Here is a 22,389-nt window from a genome sequence, read left to right as displayed (position 1 = left end):
TGACGACCACCATATATTACTCGCGGGTAATGTGGGGATCGGTCATCTCGGGCGCCGTGTCGAGTTCTCGGCGTAGAAAGATTTCGGAGGACTCGCCGGGAAGTAGCAAAACTCCGGCATCGACGTATCCCATTGCGCGATAGAAGTTCTGGGCTGATTCGTCGGCGAGTGTGGAGGTGAGGACCGTCGAATATCCCGCACGGCGCATCTGTGTTTCCCAATATCTGACCAACGCGCTCCCGATGCCTTGGCCGCGGTTTAGAGACTGGACGGTCAGCATGTTCATGAACGGAATCTCGTCCCAGAACAGGCCCCAACGGAGCCATCCGATTGGATTATCGCTGTCCTCGGCGACGAGTATCCGGCCGCGTTGGACCACCGACACGAGTTCCTCGTCTGCGATGTGCGAGTCGTTCTCACGTAAGAACGGCAAGTCTGTCTGTGCTGCGACGCGAATGTTCACCACACACATCAGTATTGCCGTTCAAGCTGAGGCGGTTACGTTCGGCTTGGACAGGTAGACAACTCCGGGGATGTGGCTGGGATCCGGCGGCAACGGGACGTAGCCGGCTCGGGTGTAGAGACGAATGTTCCGCGCGCTCTTGCTGCCGGTGAACAACTCGAAACTGGTGATGTGCTCGGGTGCATTCTGTTCCACGTGCTGCAAGAGGCGTCGGCCGAGGCCATTGCCCGCCAAGTCCGGCGCCACCATGAGGCGACCTATCTGCCATGCGGTTCCGTCGGCTGTGCCGCGGACGGCCCCGACGAGCCGGCCGCCGCGTCGTGCGGTCCAGACCGTCGACTCCTGAACCCAGGCTCGGACCGTGGGTAGGTCCTCGTGGAGCGGGGGTATGTCCATGCTGTTGTTCGAGATTGCTTCCGAGACCCAGCAACAGCGTTGTAGAACAAGGATTTCCGCGGCGTCCCCGTCCGTTGCGCCCTCTATGACTATTTCGTCCATGGTTTCCCTTACGAATCGGTTCTTCGTACCCGCAGGGCAATTGTTCACCCGCAGGCTAAATTTGGCGCGCGGATGAACAATTGGCGCGCGGCTGTGTATTCGGAAAGTTTCAATTAGGTCATAACAAACAAAACGCCCGCGACCAATTGGTCGCGGGCGTTTCGAAAAAAGAACGTCAGACAGTTGCCGGAGTGTTCTCGTCCAACTTCGGATCGTCGTTCGCGATTCGCTTGTTGCGAATGAGGCTGCTGATGAAAGCAGCGCCGATCAAGAAGACACCGACCAGGCCGGTGATGATCTCGTTGATGTGAACGCCGATGGACACCATCAAGATAACGGCCAGAGCGCCGATGGCCCAGTGGGCACCGTGCTCGAGGTAGACGTAATCGGAGAGCGTGCCCTTGCGGACCAGGAAGACCGTGATGGAACGGACGAACATCGCGCCGACGAAGCCGAGGCCCAGAGCGATGATGATCGGGTCTGCCGTGATGGCGAATGCGCCGATGACGCCGTCGAACGAGAAGGACGCGTCGAGGACCTCGAGGTAGAGGAACAGGAAGAAGCCGGCCTTGCCGGTTGCCTTCGCGAGCTGCGTGGGGCCGCCGGATTTGGCGGTTTCTTCCTCTTCGCCTTCTTCCGGCAGGTTGAACAGTTCACCCAGTCCGTTGACCGCGATGTAGGTGATCATGCCCAGAACACCGGAGATCATGACGGTGGAAACCTTGTCGTCGGCAGCGAGGAAAGAACCACTGAGAACCAGGACGATGCCGGCCACGACGACGGAGAGCTGATCGAGCTTGCCGATGCGAGCGAGCGGCTTCTCCAGCCAGGACAGCCAGGTGATCTCACGCTCTTCGAAGATGAATCCGAGGAAGAGCATCAGCAGGAACATGCCACCGAAGGCAGCGATCTGCGGGTGAGCGTCGGTGAGGATGGTTTCGTAGCTCGGCTCGCCGTTGGTGAAGTACGCGGCGTCGTCCGCAGGCGGGTTCAGTGCGAGGTCGAGTGCAGCTACGGGTCCGAGACCGGATGCAGCCCAGACGATCACGAGCGGGAACACCAGACGCATACCGAAGACGGCGATGATGACGCCGATGGTGAGGAAGATCTTCTGCCAGAATTCACTCATTCTTTGCAGAACAGTGGCGTTGATGACGGCGTTGTCGAAGGAAAGCGAGATTTCCAGAATCGACAGGATGATGACGAGGAACAGTGCCTCGGGTCCGCCGTAGATGAACGCAACGATCATCGCGAGGATCGAAATTGCGATGGATAAACCGAATATTCGCAGTACCACGGAGCGTGGCCCTTTCTAGTTGGTCAATGCAGAGTGGTTACTGCAAGCGGTCTCTCACCGCATCCGAACGTGAAAACGGGGAGGGTTCCACAGACTACTGCGGAACCTTCCCCGAGTCAGCTCGTCGAGAGCGAAGATCAGACGTTGACGCCGTAATCGCGCGCGATGCCCGCGAGGCCGGACGCGTAGCCCTGGCCGATTGCGCGGAACTTCCACTCTGCACCGTTGCGGTACAGCTCACCGAAGACCATGGCGGTCTCGGTGGAAGCGTCCTCGGAGAGGTCGTAACGAGCGAGCTCGTTGCCGTTCGACTTGTCGACGACGCGGATGTACGCGTTGCGGACCTGGCCGAAGGACTGCGAGCGAGCTTCTGCGTCGTAGATCGAGACGGGGAAGACAACGCTCTCGACCTCGGCGGGAACCGCTGCGAGGTTCACGTCGATCTGCTCGTCGTCGCCTTCGCCTTCGCCGTCCGTGTTGTCACCCTTGTGCTCGATCGAGCCGTCGGGCGAACGGAGGTTGTTGAAGAAGATGAAGTGCTGGTCGGAGAGGACCTTCTTGTTCGAGCCTGCGCCGATCGCGCTGGCGTCGAGGTCGAAAGCAGCTCCGGTGGTGGAACGCGCGTCCCAGCCCAGGCCGACGACCACTGCAGTCAGGTTCGGGGCCTCCTTCGTGAGAGAGACATTGCCGCCTTTGGTCAAGCTGACGCCCATTCAGGGGTCCTTTCAAGAGGAGAGACAAGGCCCACTACGACGCGAAGTCGTCTTGGGAGTGTGTTTACCTCCACCACCCTAACCGCAGTTCCGGTGTGTTCGCCGTAACAGCAGAATTACGAACCGAGAAGCGAAGTGCTGGACCCGTAGGATTCAATCGTGGTGGGAAGATGGTCGGAGCGCTTCAATCGGGGGGCAAGAGTGGGGGAGTCGGTCAGTCGTGCGCGGGAGGCGCAGACGGCCATGGTTTCGGCGTTCCTCGACATGGACAAGCGGCAGACCATCGCGTCGGCGGCAGTCGACGCTTCCGCCGAGCTGTACCCCGAGCGCGGGCTGCGCGCCGCGTGGGAACCCGTTCGAGATCGGTGCTTCCAGGCTGCGTCGGACTACCTCGACACATCCGAGCGCTACGGCAACGATCAGGTACTTCACCAGAACCCGAACGGTGCTCGGGCGGCGTTCGAGAAGTCGGTAGCTGCACTTGTCGAGGCAGCGCAGGGCGTCGACGCCTTCTACAACGGACATCGAGCGCATCTCGAGCAGGCGACGGTCACGATGTCCGCCATTCCCGTTCTCGGCCAACAGGCACGAACCCTGGCGAACGCCGCCCGGGAGAAACTTGCTGCCACTGATCAGCGCTATCGCGAGTACCCGTCGGTGGTGACGGCCTCCGAACACCTCGACGACGCGGTTGCAGCGCTCGACAACGCGCGATCCTCCGGTCGCGCCGACGCAGTCCGCACGCGGGCCGAGAGTGTCCGCGAAGCGGTATCGGCGCTCGAGGAAGCATTGGCAGACGCCCCCTCGACCCAGCACCGTGCAGAGATGACGATCTCCTCGGTCTCGACCAGGTTGTCGGCAGTGCGCACACGAGTGGACCGGCTGGATCCGGCGTACTCCGCATTGCTCCGCGAGTTCAACGCAGCAAGTTCCGCTGACCTCGTCGACAACAGCAGTCGCAGCCGAGCGCACATCGATCAGGCTGACATCGATCTCAAGGAAGCGAAGCAGTCGTTGGCTGCGGGAAACCCCGAACACGCACTGGCTTTGATGGCCGAAGCACGTGTTCACCTCGCCGACGCCGAAGCGTGCGCCGATGCCGTGACGGACCGTCTCGCTACTCTGCGTGCAGTTCGGGCAGATCCGAGCGAAAAGGAACGTGAGGTTCGTTTCCGGCTGAAAGACGCCCAGATGTTCGCTGTTAACCAAGGGTTGGTGGCGGAGTGGGGCTCCGTACTCGATGCTCAACTAGCAAGGATCGAGCGAGCGAGTGCGTCACTGTCGGGAACTCATCCGGACTACTGGTCGTATGTATTACAGCTGGACTCGGTATCGACGTTCATCGCCGAAGTTGTCGAGAAGATGCGGGCGCGAGCCGGCAAAAACTGAATGGTCGGGCCGATCGGGGGATCGGAGTTGCTCGACGCGTTGTCACAGGGGGTCGTTTCATGGACTTGATTGCGGTTACAGAGAGAAGAGAAATGCAGCACTTTCAACATCTCGAGGACGACGTGCGGGAGCAACTGTTCCTGCATGCGCCTCGGTCGTTCGCGGATTCCGACGAGAGGGATCTGCTCGCGATTGCTCTGGGTGCAACTCTCTACGTTCCGGCCACCCGCGCCGGGTTGGCCGACATCGTGGTCAAGCGAGCGTCCGAGGGCGTCAGCTCGATGGTGCTCGATCTCGAAGACGCCGTCGCTGATCACGAGGTCGAATCGGCGCGGGCTAACGCGGTTGACGCTCTCGACAAGATCGCGTCGACCGACGCCGTCGGCATGCTGCTGTTCGTGAGGGTCCGTGAGGTCGCGGACATCCACAAGGTCGCCGCGTCGTTGACCGAGGGGCGCGCCGCGCTCACCGGGTTCGTCATCCCCAAGTTCGGCAGCGAGTCCGGCCCCGTGTTTCTCGACGCCGTCGCGGACGCGTCCGAGCTGCTGGGTAAGCATCTCTACGCGATGCCGGTACTCGAATCACCCGCGCTGGTTCACCGCGATACACGTGATCTCGAATTGCGCACCATCAGCGGAATTCTCGCGCAACACCGCGAGCGCATTCTTGCCGTCCGCATCGGCGCCACCGACATGTGCAGCACCTTCGGCATCCGTCGTGACCGCGATCTGACCATCTACGACGTGCGCGTGGTGGTCGACGTCATCGCCGACATCGTCAACTACCTCGGCCGCGCCGACGGTTCGGGTTTTGTCATCACCGGGCCGGTGTGGGAGTACTTCGCCGATCACGAACGCATGTTCCGGCCGATGCTGCGCGCCACCCCGTTCGAGGAACACGACGCCGTCCGGTTCCGTCAGCACCTCGTCAGCCGCGACCTCGACGGCCTGCTCCGTGAGATCGCGCTGGACCGAGCCAACGGAATCCAAGGCAAGACGGTCATCCACCCGTCGCACGTCGCGGCGGTCAATGCTCTCTCCGCGGTCACGCACGAGGAGTACCACGATGCCCTCGACATTCTCGGTGCCGACGCTGGGGGAGTGCAGGCGTCCGGATACCGGAACAAGATGAACGAGATGAAGCCGCACCGCAATTGGGCTCATCAGACTGCGCTCCGCGCTCACGTGTTCGGTGTGACCAACAAGGGCATCACGTTCGTCGAGTTGCTGACGGCGTTGGTCGATCGATGACAGAGGTTGTCCAGTCCAGGGACGTCCCCTGGGCTACCGCAGAATTCGGCTTGGACCTCGTTCACGGCGATTCGTCACTCGGGCATTCGGTGCCCGATCTGGTGATCCCGGGACTTCGGCGGAATCCGCGTCGCGCTCACCTGCTGGTCTCCACGGTGCTGGGAAAGCACGTACCTACCGAGCCGTCCGTTGTCATCGGCGCTGCCGACGACCTCGGTGACTTGGTGCGGACCGCTCTCGGTGACGGCGTCGACGTCGTCGTGCTCGGGTTTGCCGAAACTGCAACAGGTTTGGGCCACTGCGTCGCGGCTCGTCTGCACGCTCACTGCTACCTGCACTCGACTCGTCGCGACGTACCCGGTGCCACGACGCTCGCCGGATTCGAGGAGGGACACTCGCACGCCACGAGTCATCTGATGCAGCCGACGTCCGCCGAACTGTTCGAGAACGACCTGCCGCTGGTCCTCGTCGACGACGAGATCTCCACCGGCGCAACCGCGATCGACGCCATCCGGGCGCTGCACGGGCAATGCCCGCGAAGCCGTTACGTCGTGGCCTCGCTGGTGGACATGAGGACCGAGGAACACCGAGCCGCCAGCGAAGCCGCGGCGGCAGAGCTGGGCGTGCGGATCGACTACGTCTCTCTCGCTTCGGGTTCGACGGTCCTGCCCGACGGGCTGACCGAGCGCGTCACGGCCCTGGATGCTCCGGATCTCAATCCGATCGGCGATCGTCGCGGCTCCTTGGCTCGAGTGGATCTGCCATGGCCCGCACACGTCCCCGACGGTGGCCGGCACGGTTTTCTCGATGGCGACACCGAGGCATTCGAGTCCGCCGTCGAGGCGGCGGTGTCCATCCTCGGAACATCGATCGACCCGTCGTGTGCTGTGATCGTGATCGGTCACGAAGAGTTGATGTACCTGCCATTGCGGATCGCAGCGGGCTTGGAAAGCGCTGGGCGAGCAGTTCGGTACCAGACCACAACTCGCTCACCCGCCTACGTCGTCGACCTGCCGGGATACCCGCTGCGTCGTGGGTTCACCTTTCCGGCACCGGAACTGGGTGAGAACGAGCCTCGATACGTGTACAACGCGCAGTGGCCTGATGCGGCGGTCGAAGCCCTTGCATTGCTGGTCGTCGACGAGCCCGCCGACACCGATCGGTTGACGGCGATGGACGGAGTGATCGAGGTGTTGCGGAACTCCGGCACCGACGTCCTGGTCGCCACCGTTCGCGGGGCCGATCCGTCGGCGCTGCGAGATTCCAGAGCAGGAGGCTCGTCATGAACGAACCATTGGTCGGACCCGATTTCGGTTCGTACGCGCCGGGCGAAGTGAAGTGGCTGCTCAAGGATCTTTCGCACGTGGATCTCGAAGCGGATGTATCCGTGCGCGAGAAGCGTATTCAGTCGGGTGAGGCGCACTATGCCGAGTCACTTCCCATCGAGTACCAACCCGATCAGGCATATCGGGATCTGTTCGAGACGGTGCTCGCCGAGAGCGCCCCACGGTTGGCGCGCGCTGTCGGGACCGTCATGGACCTGGTGCTGGCCGAGCGCGGAAGTGACATCACGCTGGTCTCACTCGCCCGGGCCGGAACACCGATCGGGATTCTGATGCGGCGCTGGGCCCAGCAGACCCGCGGGTTGACGCTGCCGCACTACGCGGTGTCCATCGTCCGCGGAAAGGGCATCGATTCCGTCGCACTCGATTATCTTGCGCACCATCACGACTCGGAGAACGTCGTCTTCGTCGACGGCTGGACGGGTAAGGGTGCGATCGCCCGCGAACTCGACGCGGCGTTGACGGAGTACCACGAGGCGGGTGGAGCCAAGTTCGACTCCGATCTGGCTGTTCTCGCCGACCCCGGGCACTGCGTGCGAACGTACGGAACCCGCGACGACTTCCTGATCGCGTCGGCGTGCCTCAATTCGACGGTGTCCGGCTTGGTCTCACGAACAGTCCTCAACGACACCCTCATCGGGCCCGGCGATTTCCACGGCGCGAAGTTCTACGCCGACCTCGCCGACGTCGACGTCTCCAATCGGTTGCTCGACGTGGTCTCGGCCGAGTTCGATTCGGTTCGCGGCGACGCAGCGGATTCTCTTGCTGCAGTGCTAGATTCCGATCGGACGCCGACCTGGGCCGGCTGGGAGTCGGTGGAGAAGGTGCAAGCCGAGTACGGGATCTCGACGGTCAACTTCGTCAAACCCGGTGTCGGAGAAACAACCAGGGTGCTGCTGCGCCGGCTCCCGTGGAAGGTTCTGGTGCGCGAACTCGAAGCCCCGGAGCATGCACATATCCGGTTGTTGGCGCAGGCCCGTGGGGTTCCGGTCGAGGAAGTACCCGACCTCGCCTACTCGTGTGTCGGCCTGATCAAGGACATCACGTGAGCCGTGCGGACACCGCTGCGTCTCAGGTCCTGATCGCCACGGATCTGGACCGAACGATGATTTATTCACAGGCCGCGATCGGCGGCGATCCCAGTGGCTCCGATCTGGATTCGGCACCGAGTCCCTTGTGCGTCGAGTACTACAACGGCGGTCCGCTCTCACACATGAGCGTCGAATCGATCGAACTGCTGACTGCGCTCAGCTCGCGGGTTCCGGTGATTCCGACAACGACCCGGACCATCGCACAGTTTCAGCGGATCGATCTCCCCGGCGGACCGTGGAATTACGCGATCACGAGCAACGGCGGAAACATCCTGGTGGACGGCGAAGCCGATCGCGAGTGGCGAAACGAGATCGACCGTTCGACCCGCAAGGCCGGCGCCGAGTTGCCGCAGGTTCAGACGGAACTGGAATCGCGCATCGACTCGAGTTGGGTCAGCTCCATTCGTGTTGCCGACGATCTGTTTCCGTACCTGGTCGTCGATCTGGCCGTGATGCCGAGTGAATTCGAGACCGAATGGAATCACTGGTGTGTGGCGCGGGGCTGGAACGTCTCTCGTCAAGGCCGGAAGATCTACACGATGCCCGACGCGGTCTCGAAGTCACGCGCACTGGCAGAGGTGCGCCGCAGATTGGTCGAGTCGGGTGATCTGGATCAGTCCGCCGTGGTGATCTCGGCTGGTGACGGTGCGTTGGATGCGGAGATGCTCGAATACTCCGATTTCGCGATCCGGCCGAGGCACGGTGAGCTGGAAGAACTGAATTGGCAACGGCCGACCGTTACTGTGACAGAAAGGTCCGGTATCGCAGCGAGCGCGGAGATATTGCGGTGGTTCTCTTCCGCGCTCGGGTAATACACGCTCTCTATGAAGGGGATTTAGTTGTCTGTATCGCTTGCCAAAGGGCAGAACGGCCCGCTGGACGTCTCGGATGTGGTTGTGTCGGTTCAGTTGGCTGCAGCCGCTGACCTGTCTGCACTCCTCGTGACGAGCAACGGAAAAGTTCGTTCCGACGCCGACTTCGTCTTCTTCAACCAGCCGACCGGACCCGGCGTGCAATTGGTGCCCAACCCGGGTGGCATTGCCTCACTCCGAGTCTCGCTCGCCGGCGTCCCGGCAGACATCGAGCAAGTCCGCGCCGTCATCACGCTCGACGACGCGTCGTCGAACTTCGGGCGCACTGCTGCACCGACCGCTCGGGTCTCCGACGCGGCCGGGAACGTGTTGTACGAGTACGTGATCGACGGCCTCACCTCCGAGTCCATCGTCATCGCGCTCGAGGTGTACCGACGCCAGGGTGCGTGGAAGGTGCGCGCCGTCGGCCAGGGTTACGCCGGTGGATTTGCCGCGCTGGTCACCGATCACGGTGTGTCCGTCGACGATGCTCCCGCGCCGCCGCCGCCCACTCCGGTCGCGGCTCCGGCTCCGATCACCCCGCCGTCGTCTGTCGCTCCTACACCGCCGGCATACAACCAGCCGCCGCAGCAGCAGCCTTCGTACAACGCTCCGCCGGTTCCGCCGGCCCCGCCCGCGTACAACCAACCGCCCGCCTACAACCAGGGCCCGACGCCGCCGGCCTACCCGCCGGCGCAGCAGCCTGCCTACAACCAACAGCCTGCGTACAACCAGCAGCCGACGTACAACCAGGCGCCCCCGGCACCTCCCGTGCAGAACCAGCCGCCGGCGCAGCAGCCCGAGGTCAGCCTGGTCAAGGGACGCCCCGTCAGCCTGACCAAGGGCCAGAAGGTCACCCTCCGCAAGGAAGGTGGCGTCGCGCTCACCATGATCCAGATGGGGCTCGGCTGGGACCCGATCAAGAAGAGCGGCCTGTTCGGCAGCCGTACCGCCGACGTCGACCTCGACGCTTCGGCTCTCCTGTACGCCGACGGCAACCTCGTCGACGTCTGTTACTACGGTCAGCTGACGTCCAAGGACGGCTCGGTCCGTCACATGGGTGACAACCTGACGGGCGACGGAGATGGTGACGACGAGGTCATGCTCGTCGATCTGCAGCGCGTCCCGGCTCACGTGACCACCGTGATCTTCACCGTGACCTCGTACCGCGGACACACGTTCGAGCAGGTCTCCAACGCTTTCTGCCGCCTCGTGGACAGCACCACCAACTCCGAGCTCGCTCGATACACGCTCCAGGGCGGCATGGCCTTCACCGGAATGGTGATGGCAAAGGTGTATCGCGTGAACGGTGAATGGAAGCTGCAGGCCATCGGTGAAGGTATTCAGGCCAAGCATGCGGGAGAAGCTGCGCCGCAGCTGGGCCGTTTCCTCACTGTGTGAGTCGAGACTGCACAGTCGAGATGAATCCGGTTCGGCGGTAGGTGGTTTCGATCGCCGTCCGCCGAACCGGACATCGTTGTCCACTCCGTGCGTTAACCTCATGCGGCATGTCGAGCCGTCAGTCGAGCGGCCGTGCGCGAGAGGACTTGGCACAGTAGATGATCATTCGAGGGAAACTTCTCGGTCGTGCGGCGGCTGTCGCAGGCGTTGTGCTGGCGCTCGTGAGCACCGGAATCGCGCAGGCTTCGGTGCCCCAGTCGGCACCGCCGTCAGGATTTTCCGAGACCGGGATCAAGTACGTCGCCCTCGGTGACTCCCGTGCCTCCGGCCCACGGCTGGAACCGATGTACCCCGACGCCTGCTCGCGCTCGTACGAGAACTTCGCGGGCAAGATCTCTCGGGCACTCGAGGTCGCCGAGTTCGCCGACGTCTCTTGCAGCGCGGCCCGCGCCGAGAACATCATCGACACCCCACAGTTGATTCCGAACTACTGGCCGGTCCAACTCGACGCCGTGCACCCGGACACCGACCTGATCACCATCTCGATCGGCGGCAACGACTCCAACAGCATTTTCCTCGGGCCCCTGTGCGTCGCTCCGGGACCAGGAACTGATCGTGGATGTCGGTACGACCCGCTCGCGAATTCCGTCGCCCAGTCCGGAATCGACCGGGCTGCCGGAGAATTGGATCGCATCCTGACCGCGGTCACGCAGCGCGCGCCCAACGCTCGCATCTACCTGATCGGTGAGGGCGGCATGATCTCCTCTCGGGGTTGCTGGCCGAACATCCCGTTCTCCGACGCCGACGCGGCCTGGTTCATGGACTACTTCGCGCGCTACAACACGAAGTTCGACGAGGTCGCTCACGCCCACGGTGTGCGCACTGTCGACATTGCGGCGGCGAGCATCGCCGGCGGGCACGACGCGTGCGCAAGTGCAGATCAGCGTTGGTTCGAAGGCCTGTTCTCGGAGTCGACGGCGCAGCGCTTGCACTTCACGGATGCCGGGATGACCGCGGTGGCCGATCTAGTCGTGGCGGACCTGCAAGGCTGACCGAGAGTGCCCGGTCATGGCATAGTTCGCTGCTGTGGGTATGACTTTTGTTCCCGGACAGAACGCGCCGCTGCAGGCGCCCGTGGTGACGTTTCGAGCCGAGAGCCAGACGCCGTTCGACGTGTCGGCGCTGGTAGCGGACGCGAACCTGAGGGCATTGACGTCCGCGGACTTCGTGTTCTACAACCAACCGTCCACCGCTGGAGTGCAACTCGATCAGAGCGGCATCCGGGTGGAACTCGATCGACTTCATCCCGATGCCGCTGCCGTGTTGTGCATCGTGAGCGTGGATCCGGCCGCGACGGCGGCGGGCGCCTTTCGCACGGCCGGGCTCTCCGCCACCCTGAGCGATCAATCCGGTTCGGTCCTGGCCGAATTCGCGATCCCCACCGCAGGTACCGAGACAGCGGTCATCTGCTGGGAGCTGTACCGAAAGTCCGGTGTGTGGAAGATCCGGGCCGTAGGGCAGGGCTACGCGGGTGGTCTGGCGGAACTGATCTCGGTGCACGGCGTCGAGGTGGACGACGAGCCGGCCCAACCAGCCCCGACAGCTGCGCCCGCGTCGGACTCCGCGGTGGAGCCGTTGGAGGTGGGCCGCGGTCTCGAACGTGCATGGATGATCTTCGAGGACGCCTCACGATCTGCCGCTTCCTTCGTCTCCAGCAGTGAGTACGCGCTGGCTCGGCTGGACGAAGATCTGACAGCAGCCGTCGCAGATCCGTCGTTGCGGAACTCGGCAGCCGGAGTGGCAGCGCGTGATGCTGCACAGAAGCGTCACGACGATCTCGTCTCACTCGCACGGGACAATCACGCCCGCGACAGCGCCCAGCTTGCGCACGAACTCGGCGTGATCGACGGTGTGCTCCCACGGTCGATGGCGTCGTGGAAGTCGGTGTCGTGGGCGGGAACAACCGATCCGGCCCAGATCACGGCCGTCAGCGACGGAATGCGTCTGGGCGAGCTGTCGGCTCCGGACCGCGGCACACTCACCGTTCCCTACTGCGTCCCGCTCCCACTGCGTCGGCCCATCTGGGTGGACAGTACGTCGAGCAAAGCAGCGCTCGGTCTGATCAGTGCCGTCACCGTGCGCGTCATGGCCGCAGGCCCGATGCCGCTACTCGACGTCGTCGACCTGACCGGCTCGCTCACGCCACTGACCGACCGACTGGCACCGATGCTCGCGGGGCCGGTCATCACCGCTCACACCGAGATCTCAGCGCGTCTGCGGGCACTCGCCGAAGCCGTCGACATGGGCGAACTCGCGCGAATGAGTGGCGTCGCAGATGGCCCGAGTTCCCTACGACTGTTGATCCTCAGCGATTTCCCGCACGGATACTCCGCCGAAGACGCACAGACCGTCATGTTCCTCGCCGAACGTGGACCGGCAATCGGTTTGTCGATACTGATTGTCGGAGAGGACGAGTCGAACTTCGCGGAAGAGTCCGTCGCCGCGCTGTCGGAGGGGTGCCAACATCTTTCGGCAGCAGGGCAGACGGAGGTTCACGATCCGTGGACCCGCACGCAATGGCACTTCACCCCGGACGTGCTCGACCCGATCTCCGAGTCGCGAATTCTGGCAGTGTTCGACCGCACCTAGCGGCCGATGGCGGATTGCCGAGCGCACAGGCAGAGTGGTGGTACGACCACGCGCGGTGTGTGGCGGCAATACTCGAGGAGACTCATGGCATTCTGGGATCAGTTGAAGGCTAAGGCTCAGGAGATGAACGGCCAGCTCAAGACAAAGACCAGCCAGTTCCAGAACAAGGAATTCAAGAACGCGAGCATGGCAATGTGCGCGTTGATCGCCGCCGCAGACGGTTCGATCGATCCGTCGGAGCGTCAGAAGACCGCCGCGCTGATCATGAGCAACGAGTCGCTCGCGGTCTTCCCACCGGACGAGCTTCGTGAGCAGTTCGACTGGTACTGCAGCAAGCTGTCCTCGGACTACGAGTTCGGCAAGGTCGAGGCGACGGCAACCATCGCGAAGCTCAAGTCGAAGCAGGATCAGGCCCGGGCGGTCATCCAGATCGGCATCATCATCGGCGGCGCAGACGGCAACTTCGACGAGCACGAGCGCGGCGTCGTACGCGACATGTGTTTTGCAGTCGGAATCTCTCCGGCCGAGTTCGATCTCTGATCTTCAGAGCACGAAAGTGGGTGCAGCGCGAAAGCGCTGCACCCGCTTTTCTTTTCAGTACTCGGGATAACCGTCCTCGGGTCCCAGCATGCGCTCGATCCTCGTCCGCGTGATCTTGGCGAGCTCGTCGACGCAGACCTTGCGCTCGACGGACCGCTCGTTGGACATACGCTGGCCGATGTTCGCGAGCAGGTCGTCGGCATCGTGGCCGTGCGAACACCACAGATAACGGAAGCCGAAGTTCCGCTCGTACTCCTCGCCGGCGCGATAGATGGTAGCCATGACGGCGTCGTCGGGAACCCAGATCGAGCATTGCTCGAGGTGGGACGGCACGCTGTTCTTGCGCACGCCTACGGGTGGATGGCACTGCAATGCTCGCTCGACGTCCTCGTCCGAGAGGTTGAGAATCGCGTCCTCGGCTCGCGAGAGGATCTCTGCGTGATCGGCGAACGGACGTCCGTCGCTGACCCACCCGGCCCACGTCAGAGAGCAGCAGCACTCGAACAATGCGTGAACCGCCTTCTGTCGCGGTAGTTCGTTGAAGCGCTCCAACCCGATCGATTGATGTAGCAGCATGTGACCTCCCGGCCCGTTGTGCCTTCAGGCGCGCTCGACATGCCGCGCGGTAACCAGATGCGCGGACAATTCGATAATCCGCTGCTTTACCTGGGAAAGGAAGGTTTGCTCACCGAGTTTTCAGGTTCTTAACGCGGCGTAACGAGCTGACCCACACAACGCAGGAGCCGGAAGTTCAGCGCCAGTGGTGGAGATCTCGGGTTCATTCCCCTCACCGGGCATCGCAGCTGCCCTCGCAATCATCCCGGTCCTGGTCCCTGCCTTCACATGGCATCGCACTCCTCGTGAAGGCAGCCGGGATCGCCGTCGCCGAACGAATCGAAGACCCGAGGTGAACGCAGCAGTATTTCGCATCCGCGAACTCGGCACCCACGCCGGCGCGCGAGCCCGTCGACTCGGCTGTGCCGCACTGGGTGCCCCCCGACTTCGACTTCTACCTCGGCGACCACGTGTCGAACACGAACAAGCGACGATCGAGCGCCACCACACCATCTCCCAACACGTTGAACAAGAACAACATCGGCGGCGCCCGGGCATGTGATTTCCGTCCTTCGGCCATCGCGGAATTCCTCGCTTTCCCCAGCGAGGACGGCTCTCCCTCATCAGAGAATCGTCCTCGGCGCCGAGTCGGTTCACTCTTGCTTGTCTATCCGAAATTTGCGAGATCGGGATGTGTGAAGAGGTGGCCCGCTGCGCGTTCGTATTGTGCTGCCACCTGCAGAAGCATGTCTTCCCTCAGGTGAGGGCCAACGAACTGGGCGCTGATCGGGAGCCCTTCTGTGTCGTGCCCTGCGGGTAGCGCGATGGCAGGGTTTCCTGTGTCATTGAAGATGGCGGTGAATGCAGTGGGAATGGTGCGATCGCGGACTGCGCGGGCGATGTCTGGGCCCGTGGCGGGCCAGGCTGTCGTGGGAGTCGTCGGAGTCAGGTACAGGTCGCAGTCGGCAAAGAGTGTCGATGCCCACAGGTCAAGTGTTCCGCGGTAGCGCCAGTACGACTGAAGTTGATCGAGTGTCACTTCCCTTCCGCGTTCGAGTATCTCGGCGAACCAGGCTTCGAAATTTTCCGGCCGGGAGTTGAATTCGTCTTTCACCTTGGTGAATCGGTGATAGCCGAGGATGCGTTGCCGAAGTTGCATGTGTTCAGGGAATGAATCGGAGAAGGGGAGGACGCGTTCGTCGTCGATAATGGTGTGACCGAGTGCGGTCAGCACGTCGACGACTGTGTCGAGCCCTCCAAGTACCTCCGGGGTCGGGGTCGCAACGCCCCAACTCCGATTGACGCGGATGCGCAGTGTTGGTGGGGAAATGTCGATGGCATCGCTGTAGGACCGGTCGGGCCGCGGAAGTGAGTAGGGGTCGCTCGGGTGGAAGCCGGCGGTGAGGTCGAGTTGGAGTGCTGTGTCCGTGACGGTTCGAGCCATCGGAGTCGACACGCTGTGTCGGGGCCAGTCGGGGGTGGGGTGTGGTCCTGTGGGAATCCGGCCTCGGGTCGGCTTGAGGCCTACGATTCCGCACAGTCCGCCGGGGATACGTGTCGAACCTCCGCCGTCTCCGGCTGTGGCCAGGGCTGCCAATCCCGCGGCGACGGCGGCTGCTGATCCGCCGCTGGACCCTCCCGGTGAGTTGCGGGTGTTCCAGGGGTTTCGGGTGATTCCGAAGGCGCCGTTGTCGGTATGGACGGCCGCTCCCATCGGGGGCGTGTTCGCTTTGCCGATGACGAGTGCGCCGGCGCGCCGCAGTCGTTCGACGTGGATACTGTCGACTTTCTTCAGGCCCTCGCCGAGGAACGCGCTTGTTCCGCGGCTGGTTGGAAATCCGGCCGCGTTCTCGAGATCCTTGACCACGATGGGCAGCCCGGCCAGCGGGCCGGGGTGATCGCCTCGTGCGAACTGGTCGTCGATAGCGGATGCATCGCGAAGTGCGCGCTCCGGATCGAGTGAGACTATGGCGTTCAGTCCCGGGTTCACGCGGTCGATACGAGCGAGGGTATACGTCATCAGCTCTGTGGCGCTGATAGTGCGCGAGTGGACCATTGCTGCCAGGTCCACTGCACTGGTGTACGCGAGTTCGGTCATGGGACAGTCACTTTCGTTCGGGCATGTGGTCAAATCACGTCGTTGTGGCGTAAGTTTTCGAGTTCGGAATCTGTCAGCCCGAGAAGGCCGCGCAGCACGGAGTCGGTGTCGGCTCCGAGTCGAGGTCCGAGACTTCGGATCGTTCCCGGTGTCCTGCTCATGTGGGGTAGCGGTGCAGCCATGGAAATGGCTCCGTAATCGGGGTCCTCTACATCGACAATTGTTCCGCGTGCTCGATAGTGCGGGTCGGCGGAGATGTCGGCGACGTTCATCAGGGGTGCCGCCGGCACGTCGGCGTCACTGAGGAGCTTGACGACGTGGTCCGCGGTGTGGGTGGCGATCCAGTCGCTCACCACCGGATACAGTTCACTCTGATTCTCGATGCGTGCGCTTGTCGTCGAATAGCGTGGGTCGGTGCCCATTTCGGATTTTCCCATCACGTCACACAACCGCCGAAACAGTGGGTCTGTGCCTGCGTGCACCGATACGCGGCGCGCATCTGCTGTGGTGAAGTCGCTGGCGGGGACGATGAAAGGGTTGTGGTTGCCCATTCTTTCGCGGACGACTCCGAACGCGGAGTAGTTCAACAGGGCATTCTCGCTTGCTCGGAAGGCTGGTTCGTAGAGTGCGAGATCAATGACTTGGCCATCACCGCCGCGGGTGTCGCGGTGGTACAGAGCAGTCATGGCGGCGAAGGCGGCCATGTAGGCGCTCATGAAGTCGATGACCGAGTATCCGGCTCGGACGGGTTCTTGATCGGGGTAGCCGCTGACGTAGGTCAAGCCGGAGTACGCGCTGGCGATTCGATCGAACGCTCCTCGGTCTCGATACGGGCCGGTCAATCCGTAACCGGTGAGATAGACGAAAACTGCTCGGGGGTTGATGTTCTGGAGGGTGTCGGGATCCATCCCCCAGGCATCGAGAGTTGCGGGGCGATAGTTCGTGATGACGATGTCGAAGTGCGGAATCATCGCTCGGAGAATTTCGCGGCCTCGCTCGGTACGCAGGTTGATGGTGACAGAGCTTTTGTTTCGACCTTCCTGCGACCATTGCAAGGACCGTCCGCCGGTGTCGGGTGCTGCGCCGCCTCGTGTGAAGTCGCCCCGGCCGGGTTCTTCGACTTTGACGACTTCGGCACCGAAATCACCGAGGATGGTGGCAGCGACGGGTGCGGCCAGGACGGTTGACACGTCGAGCACTCGTACTCCGGACAAGGCCTGTTCGGTAGTGGACTGTTCATTCATGGTGGATTCCTCGGTGGGTTTTTCGATCGGTGCAGTCACGAAGTGGCCGTTGATTCGGACTCGGTGGCTGTTGCGGGATCTGTGGTGTCGGCGTCGTCGCGTGAGCACTTGTGAGTGGGTAGGAACCACAACAGGATCGGACACAGGAACAGCAGCAGGGTGCAGACGATCCACACCGTTTCGTATCCTCCGAGGCTCGCGCGTTTCGCTCCGAACTCGGTGAACGAGGCGAGGACCATGGCAAATCCGGCACCAGCTGCCGCACCACCGAGCGTCTTCAATGTGCTCGACAGTCCGGTCGCGATCCCGGTCTGATCGTCAGGAGCGGCCTCTGCGACGATCGTGGGCAACGCGCTCATCACGAACCCGGCGCCGGCGCCGGCGAGCATCACGGACGTGATCGACAGTGGCAGACTGTGATTCCAGAACACCATGATGATGTCGCTGACAGCGATCAGACTAACGCCTGAGATCAGGACGCCTTTGAGTCCGATCGACTTCGCGAAGTACGCGAATCCCGCTGCCGTCATCGTGGCGAGGACGGCGTAGGACGCAGCAACGAGTCCGATTGCAGCAGGAGACATCGAGAATCCGAAGCCGCTGACTTCCGGGCGGGCAGCGAGGAAGGTGGTGCGAATGGTTTGCGTTCCTGCCACGCAGATTCCGAAGATGAACGAGAAGAGGTACACCGGCCACAGTGATCGTGAACTCATCACCCGCAGGTCTACCGCAGGGGCTCGCGTCGTCAGTTCCCATCGAGCCCACACGAGAGCAGTGAGGACGGCGCTGACGAGAGGAATCCACGCGGCAGGCGAACCGAAACCCGATCGTTGAGCTTGACTGAGTCCGAAGAAGACTCCGGCCACGACCAGTCCGAGGCCGGCGAACCCGACACCGTCGATATGTGGATTGGTGCGAGTCGTCGATTCGGGAACGACGGTGAAGACCACCACGACACACAACGCGATGATCAGGCATGGAATCAAGAGCATCAGCGTGACACTGTCGGTCAGTTTCGAAAACGCTCCGGCCGAGAGAGTTCCGGCGACGATCCCGATAGTCAACGCCGAGACCAACATTCCGATTGCCTTGCGTGCCGAGTCGCGCGTCAACCGATTGTGCACGAGCGCGATTTCAAGAGGTAGCCACACCAGAAGTGGCCCCACCAGCAACCGCCCGACGAGCACCGCCGGATAGAACGAAGTCAACGCGGTGATCAATGTTCCGACCAACACACTGACGATTGCGATCCGCAAGACTCGCCGGTGCCCGAAGATGTCTCCGAGCTTCGCCAGGACCGGGACACAGATGCATGCCGCCAGATCCTGAACGGAGTTGAACCACGTGATATCTGCATCGGAGATGCCCCAATGCTCGGCCATGACCGAGAACATCGGGACGTAGAAGCCTTGAACGAAACCGCTGGTGAACTCGACGAAGATCAAGAAACCGACCACAGCGGCAGTCTTGATCGCAAGTCCCCCTGAAGGTGGAGCGGTGATACCGGTTGATCGGGATAAGTCCACTACTGATCTCCGTCATGTGTAGGAAGCGGCTCGCAACTGTTTGCCGCACAGAAGATTTGGAGCGTGGTTCACGCCACGAACCGTTACTATCAAAACGCTAGTAACAGAATGCTAAGATGATGTGATCCAAATCGCAAGTACCAATCGCAAGGTGCAGCACCGACTCGCAGCATGAAGGGACATCCGGTGACCAAACAGACCGCCGCAGTGGAATCTGCCCACACATCCAAGCGAAAGCCGCGCGACCGCAAAGGCACCGAGCGGGACATTCTGGCCACAGCCCTCCGGCTACTCGAACGCGACGGCGTCTTGGCCGGCCTGAATCTGAGGGAAGTCGCCGACGAAGCCGGAGTAAACCGCGGACTGATCTACCAGTACTACGGATCCCGACAAGAAGTTCTCCGCGCGGCGATCGCCGAAACCGGATGGGCCGATCAACCCGTCTTCCACGAAGGGCGCGCCCTCGGATTCAGTGAACGTCGACAAGCCGTCTTTGACGCATCGCTGGGAGGGAACGACGCAGTACGCCTGATCGCACTCCTCTTGCTCGACGGTAGCAACGACATCACGGCATTCCCACTTCTGGACGAAACCAGAAAAACCTTGACGCGCGATCACGAAAACGGCAACCTCGCGGCAGACGTAGACCCGATCATGGCACATATGCTTTCTGTTGCAACTTATTTCGGATACGCGGTCATTCGCGACCAGTTCGCGCGCGAATCTGGCATCTCGACCGACGACCTCGACGCGCGAGCCTCGGCAACCTTCGCGCACATGCTTCGAGGACTGACCAACTGCGAACTCAGCGGCGAAGACCCCACCAGTGACGGAGAATCCGAATCTGCATGAACTTCGGGGAGGTCAACGGCTCGAGCAACGGCGCACATGCGCTGACCACGTCGTCGGAGAAGTTGGACTTCGAGTCCTGGCGAGTTCGGCGTGCCAGTCCGGCAGATCCGTTTTCAGGACGTCGCGCACCAGTGTGACGTTGCGGGGGACGCCCAGATCCGCAGATCCATCAAGTCCTTGTCCTTGACGGCCGCGGTGTAAAGGTAGCCCCGCGCATGAGCATCGCGGCTTTGCCGTTCCAGTAACGGGCCTTGCTGGGTCATCCACCGGCATGGCCTGGACCAACCCTCAGCTCGTCGTTTGGCGCGTCAACCGACGTGGAGATCTCCGACGATCCGGTGAGACACAAGGTGCGGATTCCGGTCTTTCGCTGCGGCCACGGTTTCGGCTTGCTCGCGCCGGTCAACTCTTCCCGCGCCCGACCGCGTAAAACGCTCGACCCCTGATCCGGTATGAGCGGGATTTGGCTGAAAATAATGCGCTCGCAGGCAAGGACGAATTTTGGGTGGCCTACCGAGGAGACCCGGCCCGCATCAAGCCGATCTGGACATTAATATTGTGCGGTGGACATACAAAAGCGCACGGGTCAGGCTCGCATCTCCGGGCGTCAGCTCTCTTACGCCGCCTTCGCTGTCGTCGTCGTGGTGTACCTGGCAATAATTCAGTTCGGTGGCAGCCTCATCGAAGGTTGGGGCAACGAGGACGAAACCCTGACCACGCGCGGGGTTGTCTTCACGATGCTGATCCCATTGGGAATCGCCCTGGTCTTCACCTATGGCGTTGTCGCAGCCCTAGGTTGGTGGCGTCCGGTGATCAAGGACGATCGGCCGGTGAATCGCTGGGTTTGGGTCGTGCCTGTCGTACTTCTCGCCGCAATCTTATTGGGCATCGACTACAGCGCGCTCGCGGAGAAAGGTTGGCTGTTCGTCGTCGTCCTCCTGATCGCCACACAGTTCGTAGGCTGGGGCGAAGAGGGAATGTTCCGTGGCATCGGAGTGACCATGCTACGCAACCACGGTCTGCGCGAAGGTCAGGTTGCCCTCTGGTCCAGTCTTATCTTCGGCGCCGTACACCTGTCGAACATCTTCGGACACGGCGCTTCCGCTGTCCCGCAAGCGATTGTGGTCAGCCTCGCCGGATACTTCTTCTATCTCACGCGCCGGGTCTCCGGGAGCAACGCACTCAACTCCGTCCTCCACGGACTCTTCGACTTCGCATTGCTCAGCGGCAGTGCCATCCTGCTGGACCAACAGGCGTATGCGGGTGCTCTCGCGCCAATCCTGGCCTACCCAATCATCGCCATCGTCCTCATCGTCAAACGGCACAAAATCGAACCTCCACAACAACCACACCACCACACCTGCTACCTAGAGCGCGGAGATTCCGCTCCTCACGGATCGTTCTAAAGATGGACCGCCGAAACCACCGGCGAGTGGAACGTGGGTAGCCAGTTCGCCACACTCGACCTCGCCGGCGATCGCGACCATCATGATGGCCAAGGGCTGGCCGGAGTAACCATGCGCGTTACCGATGTCGGCGGAACCAACCTCGTCGAATCGAGATGCTGTGCGCTCACGCACCACAACCTATCCCTATCTCGACGGCTGAAGCCCCCGATTTTCCCGGCGTATGTCCAGTATTCTCACCGAACGACGCAGCGACGTCGTGCGTAGCTTCGCCGCCGTCGTGATCGCGGTTTGGCCGCGAACATTACGGTCCCGAAGTCGCACCCCGCGCTGGCAGTGCGCCGCCATGCACCCGGATCGTGCGTTCTCGTGCGGGTAGTGCAATGCACGGCTGGGCGGAGAGTTTCGTGGTTGTCGACGCCGTCGATGGCGGCGTCGAAGTCCCCGATGGCATCTCCGATGGAGATACATCCAACCCCGGGTCAGCTTCGCCGGAAAGTCGAGTATGGTCCGGTCATGGGCCGACTCACAGAACTACTCAAGTCCGTAAGATCACTCGGATCACGCAAAGACACCGCCGCCAAGCAGGAAAAACGCGCACTGGATCGGTGGGAAAACGAAGGCGGCCCTGTCGCAGAGGATCCACGACAACGCTGACCCCGGACGAGCGCCAGCGCGCCTGGACCGATCAACCCAGCCAGAATTGGCCGCAACTACCAGATCGGCGCCAGCAACGCAGACCTCGACGCACACGGAAGTGCAACAGACGTTTTCGACGGCTGAGTTCGGTCGCACTACGTCGTGGGCAGTGACGAATCCCCGTGGTGACCAGTGGCTATGACGACCACCTGAACAACAGCGTCTTCAGGCATCTCGGGGTAGTAGTTGACCCGGAGTTGTCTTGCGAAATTCGTCATGTCGGTGCCGGGTGGCTGGCGAGCTGCTAGCGGCGACAGATGAGCGAGATCGTACGTTTCTACAGCAGTGACCTGTCCTGCAAGGGGGCGGGCCGTCGGGTGATTATCGAAGATGAAAATTGCCGGCCCTTCGTGTATGTCTTCGCGCCAGCGGACGGTGGAAACTTTCGCGCCAGAAACCACTGCCGTGTAATGCTTCTGATCAAAGTGCACGGTTTGAGCAGGCGCGCCGGTCGTCATGTTCGCATTGTCCACTAAGCGTCTGCTCCGGACCATAGATCGAACGAAGAATCGCGTTCACCCACT

At 62.2% G+C, this 22,389-nt stretch carries 22 protein-coding genes; 12 read left to right on the top strand and 10 right to left on the bottom strand.

The annotated features are described in order from the left end of the window. Window positions 1-16: 16 nt before the first annotated feature. From DBV08_RS23370 to DBV08_RS23355, 4 genes are all read right to left on the bottom strand, one after another. Window positions 17-472 (bottom strand): GNAT family N-acetyltransferase, encoded by a 456-nt coding sequence (locus DBV08_RS23370; protein WP_260395722.1) that lies wholly within the window; start codon window positions 470-472, stop codon window positions 17-19. 12 nt (window positions 473-484) lie between these two features. Continuing rightward, window positions 485-961 carry a GNAT family N-acetyltransferase gene (locus DBV08_RS23365; RefSeq protein ID WP_124568990.1) on the bottom strand — a complete coding sequence of 159 codons (477 nt, stop codon included), beginning with the start codon at window positions 959-961 and terminating at the stop codon, window positions 485-487. 175 nt (window positions 962-1,136) lie between these two features. Next, entirely contained in the window at window positions 1,137-2,258 is a 1,122-nt protein-coding gene (locus tag DBV08_RS23360) for a DUF475 domain-containing protein (protein WP_124568989.1), read from the bottom strand. A gap of 137 nt (window positions 2,259-2,395) precedes the next feature. Next, on the bottom strand, window positions 2,396-2,971 hold the full coding sequence (locus DBV08_RS23355) for a TerD family protein (RefSeq protein ID WP_003941199.1): 576 nt from the start codon (window positions 2,969-2,971) through the stop codon (window positions 2,396-2,398). A 243-nt stretch (window positions 2,972-3,214) separates the two neighbouring features. Here DBV08_RS23355 and DBV08_RS23350 point away from each other — a divergent pair, with 243 nt between their 5' ends. The 9 genes from DBV08_RS23350 to DBV08_RS23310 all read left to right on the top strand — a co-directional run bounded on the left by DBV08_RS23350 (window position 3,215) and on the right by DBV08_RS23310 (window position 13,485). Further along, window positions 3,215-4,360: a hypothetical protein gene (locus DBV08_RS23350; RefSeq protein WP_124568988.1), complete on the top strand. Its 1,146-nt coding sequence runs from the start codon at window positions 3,215-3,217 to the stop codon at window positions 4,358-4,360. Between the two features lie 92 nt (window positions 4,361-4,452). After that, window positions 4,453-5,610 (top strand): HpcH/HpaI aldolase/citrate lyase family protein, encoded by a 1,158-nt coding sequence (locus DBV08_RS23345; RefSeq protein ID WP_021342746.1) that lies wholly within the window; start codon window positions 4,453-4,455, stop codon window positions 5,608-5,610. Next, window positions 5,607-6,896 (top strand): phosphoribosyltransferase family protein, encoded by a 1,290-nt coding sequence (locus tag DBV08_RS23340; RefSeq protein WP_124568987.1) that lies wholly within the window; start codon window positions 5,607-5,609, stop codon window positions 6,894-6,896. Before DBV08_RS23345 ends, DBV08_RS23340 begins: the two co-directional genes overlap by 4 nt. Then, on the top strand, window positions 6,893-8,002 hold the full coding sequence (locus tag DBV08_RS23335) for a cysteine protease StiP family protein (RefSeq protein WP_124568986.1): 1,110 nt from the start codon (window positions 6,893-6,895) through the stop codon (window positions 8,000-8,002). Before DBV08_RS23340 ends, DBV08_RS23335 begins: the two co-directional genes overlap by 4 nt. Before the next feature lie 56 nt (window positions 8,003-8,058). Beyond that, complete coding sequence (locus DBV08_RS23330) at window positions 8,059-8,856, top strand: HAD family hydrolase (protein WP_185564876.1); 798 nt, start codon at window positions 8,059-8,061, stop codon at window positions 8,854-8,856. 27 nt (window positions 8,857-8,883) lie between these two features. Continuing rightward, window positions 8,884-10,296, top strand: a complete 1,413-nt coding sequence (locus DBV08_RS23325; RefSeq protein WP_124568984.1) for a TerD family protein — start codon at window positions 8,884-8,886, stop codon at window positions 10,294-10,296. 158 nt (window positions 10,297-10,454) lie between these two features. Beyond that, entirely contained in the window at window positions 10,455-11,348 is an 894-nt protein-coding gene (locus DBV08_RS23320; protein ID WP_124568983.1) for an SGNH/GDSL hydrolase family protein, read from the top strand. Window positions 11,349-11,388: 40 nt separating this feature from the next. Beyond that, window positions 11,389-12,945, top strand: a complete 1,557-nt coding sequence (locus tag DBV08_RS23315) for a TerD family protein (protein ID WP_124568982.1) — start codon at window positions 11,389-11,391, stop codon at window positions 12,943-12,945. Window positions 12,946-13,029: 84 nt separating this feature from the next. Further along, the gene (locus tag DBV08_RS23310; protein ID WP_003941110.1) at window positions 13,030-13,485 is read left to right on the top strand and encodes a tellurite resistance TerB family protein; all 456 of its coding nucleotides are present in this window, start codon (window positions 13,030-13,032) and stop codon (window positions 13,483-13,485) included. Between the two features lie 54 nt (window positions 13,486-13,539). Here DBV08_RS23310 and DBV08_RS23305 read toward each other — a convergent pair whose 3' ends face one another. From DBV08_RS23305 to DBV08_RS23290, 5 genes are all read right to left on the bottom strand, one after another. Further along, complete coding sequence (locus DBV08_RS23305; RefSeq protein ID WP_095970800.1) at window positions 13,540-14,061, bottom strand: 2-oxo-4-hydroxy-4-carboxy-5-ureidoimidazoline decarboxylase; 522 nt, start codon at window positions 14,059-14,061, stop codon at window positions 13,540-13,542. Between the two features lie 433 nt (window positions 14,062-14,494). Next, the gene (locus tag DBV08_RS32980; protein ID WP_260395720.1) at window positions 14,495-14,620 is read right to left on the bottom strand and encodes a hypothetical protein; all 126 of its coding nucleotides are present in this window, start codon (window positions 14,618-14,620) and stop codon (window positions 14,495-14,497) included. Between the two features lie 87 nt (window positions 14,621-14,707). Next, a complete protein-coding gene (locus DBV08_RS23300) occupies window positions 14,708-16,138 on the bottom strand; it encodes an amidase (protein ID WP_124568981.1) in 1,431 nt (476 codons plus the stop codon). A 29-nt stretch (window positions 16,139-16,167) separates the two neighbouring features. Beyond that, window positions 16,168-17,382: a CaiB/BaiF CoA-transferase family protein gene (locus DBV08_RS23295; protein ID WP_124568980.1), complete on the bottom strand. Its 1,215-nt coding sequence runs from the start codon at window positions 17,380-17,382 to the stop codon at window positions 16,168-16,170. Window positions 17,383-17,417: 35 nt separating this feature from the next. Next, complete coding sequence (locus DBV08_RS23290; RefSeq protein ID WP_166812576.1) at window positions 17,418-18,839, bottom strand: MFS transporter; 1,422 nt, start codon at window positions 18,837-18,839, stop codon at window positions 17,418-17,420. A gap of 255 nt (window positions 18,840-19,094) precedes the next feature. On the opposite strand from DBV08_RS23290, the gene DBV08_RS23285 reads away from it, so the two are divergent. From DBV08_RS23285 to DBV08_RS23280, 3 genes are all read left to right on the top strand, one after another. Further along, window positions 19,095-19,760 carry a TetR/AcrR family transcriptional regulator gene (locus DBV08_RS23285; RefSeq protein WP_166812574.1) on the top strand — a complete coding sequence of 222 codons (666 nt, stop codon included), beginning with the start codon at window positions 19,095-19,097 and terminating at the stop codon, window positions 19,758-19,760. Next, on the top strand, window positions 19,757-19,897 hold the full coding sequence (locus tag DBV08_RS32395; protein WP_166812572.1) for a hypothetical protein: 141 nt from the start codon (window positions 19,757-19,759) through the stop codon (window positions 19,895-19,897). The genes DBV08_RS23285 and DBV08_RS32395 overlap by 4 nt, the downstream gene beginning before the upstream one ends. Before the next feature lie 426 nt (window positions 19,898-20,323). Continuing rightward, entirely contained in the window at window positions 20,324-21,166 is an 843-nt protein-coding gene (locus DBV08_RS23280) for a CPBP family intramembrane glutamic endopeptidase (RefSeq protein ID WP_260395719.1), read from the top strand. Between the two features lie 794 nt (window positions 21,167-21,960). Here the strand turns inward: DBV08_RS23280 and DBV08_RS23270 are convergent. Then, window positions 21,961-22,323 (bottom strand): ASCH domain-containing protein, encoded by a 363-nt coding sequence (locus DBV08_RS23270; RefSeq protein WP_124568977.1) that lies wholly within the window; start codon window positions 22,321-22,323, stop codon window positions 21,961-21,963. Window positions 22,324-22,389: the final 66 nt, after the last annotated feature.

Source organism: Rhodococcus sp. KBW08 (genome assembly GCF_003852455.1).
In the GTDB taxonomy this organism is placed as follows: domain Bacteria; phylum Actinomycetota; class Actinomycetes; order Mycobacteriales; family Mycobacteriaceae; genus Rhodococcus_F; species Rhodococcus_F baikonurensis.
The sequence above is the reverse complement of the archived record's forward strand: the minus strand, read 5'-3'. Positions and strand labels throughout refer to the sequence as shown.

Bases quoted from the DNA above. Each gene is read 5' to 3' on its own strand.
- DBV08_RS23370 (WP_260395722.1), bottom strand. From the start codon at position 472: ATGTGTGTGGTGAACATTCGCGTCGCAGCACAGACAGACTTGCCGTTC.
- DBV08_RS23365 (WP_124568990.1), bottom strand. From the start codon at position 961: ATGGACGAAATAGTCATAGAGGGCGCAACGGACGGGGACGCCGCGGAA.
- DBV08_RS23355 (WP_003941199.1), bottom strand. From the start codon at position 2,971: ATGGGCGTCAGCTTGACCAAAGGCGGCAATGTCTCTCTCACGAAGGAG.
- DBV08_RS23350 (WP_124568988.1), top strand. From the start codon at position 3,215: ATGGTTTCGGCGTTCCTCGACATGGACAAGCGGCAGACCATCGCGTCG.
- DBV08_RS23345 (WP_021342746.1), top strand. From the start codon at position 4,453: ATGCAGCACTTTCAACATCTCGAGGACGACGTGCGGGAGCAACTGTTC.
- DBV08_RS23340 (WP_124568987.1), top strand. From the start codon at position 5,607: ATGACAGAGGTTGTCCAGTCCAGGGACGTCCCCTGGGCTACCGCAGAA.
- DBV08_RS23335 (WP_124568986.1), top strand. From the start codon at position 6,893: ATGAACGAACCATTGGTCGGACCCGATTTCGGTTCGTACGCGCCGGGC.
- DBV08_RS23330 (WP_185564876.1), top strand. From the start codon at position 8,059: ATGATTTATTCACAGGCCGCGATCGGCGGCGATCCCAGTGGCTCCGAT.
- DBV08_RS23320 (WP_124568983.1), top strand. From the start codon at position 10,455: ATGATCATTCGAGGGAAACTTCTCGGTCGTGCGGCGGCTGTCGCAGGC.
- DBV08_RS23315 (WP_124568982.1), top strand. From the start codon at position 11,389: ATGACTTTTGTTCCCGGACAGAACGCGCCGCTGCAGGCGCCCGTGGTG.
- DBV08_RS23310 (WP_003941110.1), top strand. From the start codon at position 13,030: ATGGCATTCTGGGATCAGTTGAAGGCTAAGGCTCAGGAGATGAACGGC.
- DBV08_RS23305 (WP_095970800.1), bottom strand. From the start codon at position 14,061: ATGCTGCTACATCAATCGATCGGGTTGGAGCGCTTCAACGAACTACCG.
- DBV08_RS32980 (WP_260395720.1), bottom strand. From the start codon at position 14,620: ATGGCCGAAGGACGGAAATCACATGCCCGGGCGCCGCCGATGTTGTTC.
- DBV08_RS23300 (WP_124568981.1), bottom strand. From the start codon at position 16,138: ATGACCGAACTCGCGTACACCAGTGCAGTGGACCTGGCAGCAATGGTC.
- DBV08_RS23295 (WP_124568980.1), bottom strand. From the start codon at position 17,382: ATGAATGAACAGTCCACTACCGAACAGGCCTTGTCCGGAGTACGAGTG.
- DBV08_RS32395 (WP_166812572.1), top strand. From the start codon at position 19,757: ATGAACTTCGGGGAGGTCAACGGCTCGAGCAACGGCGCACATGCGCTG.
- DBV08_RS23270 (WP_124568977.1), bottom strand. From the start codon at position 22,323: ATGACGACCGGCGCGCCTGCTCAAACCGTGCACTTTGATCAGAAGCAT.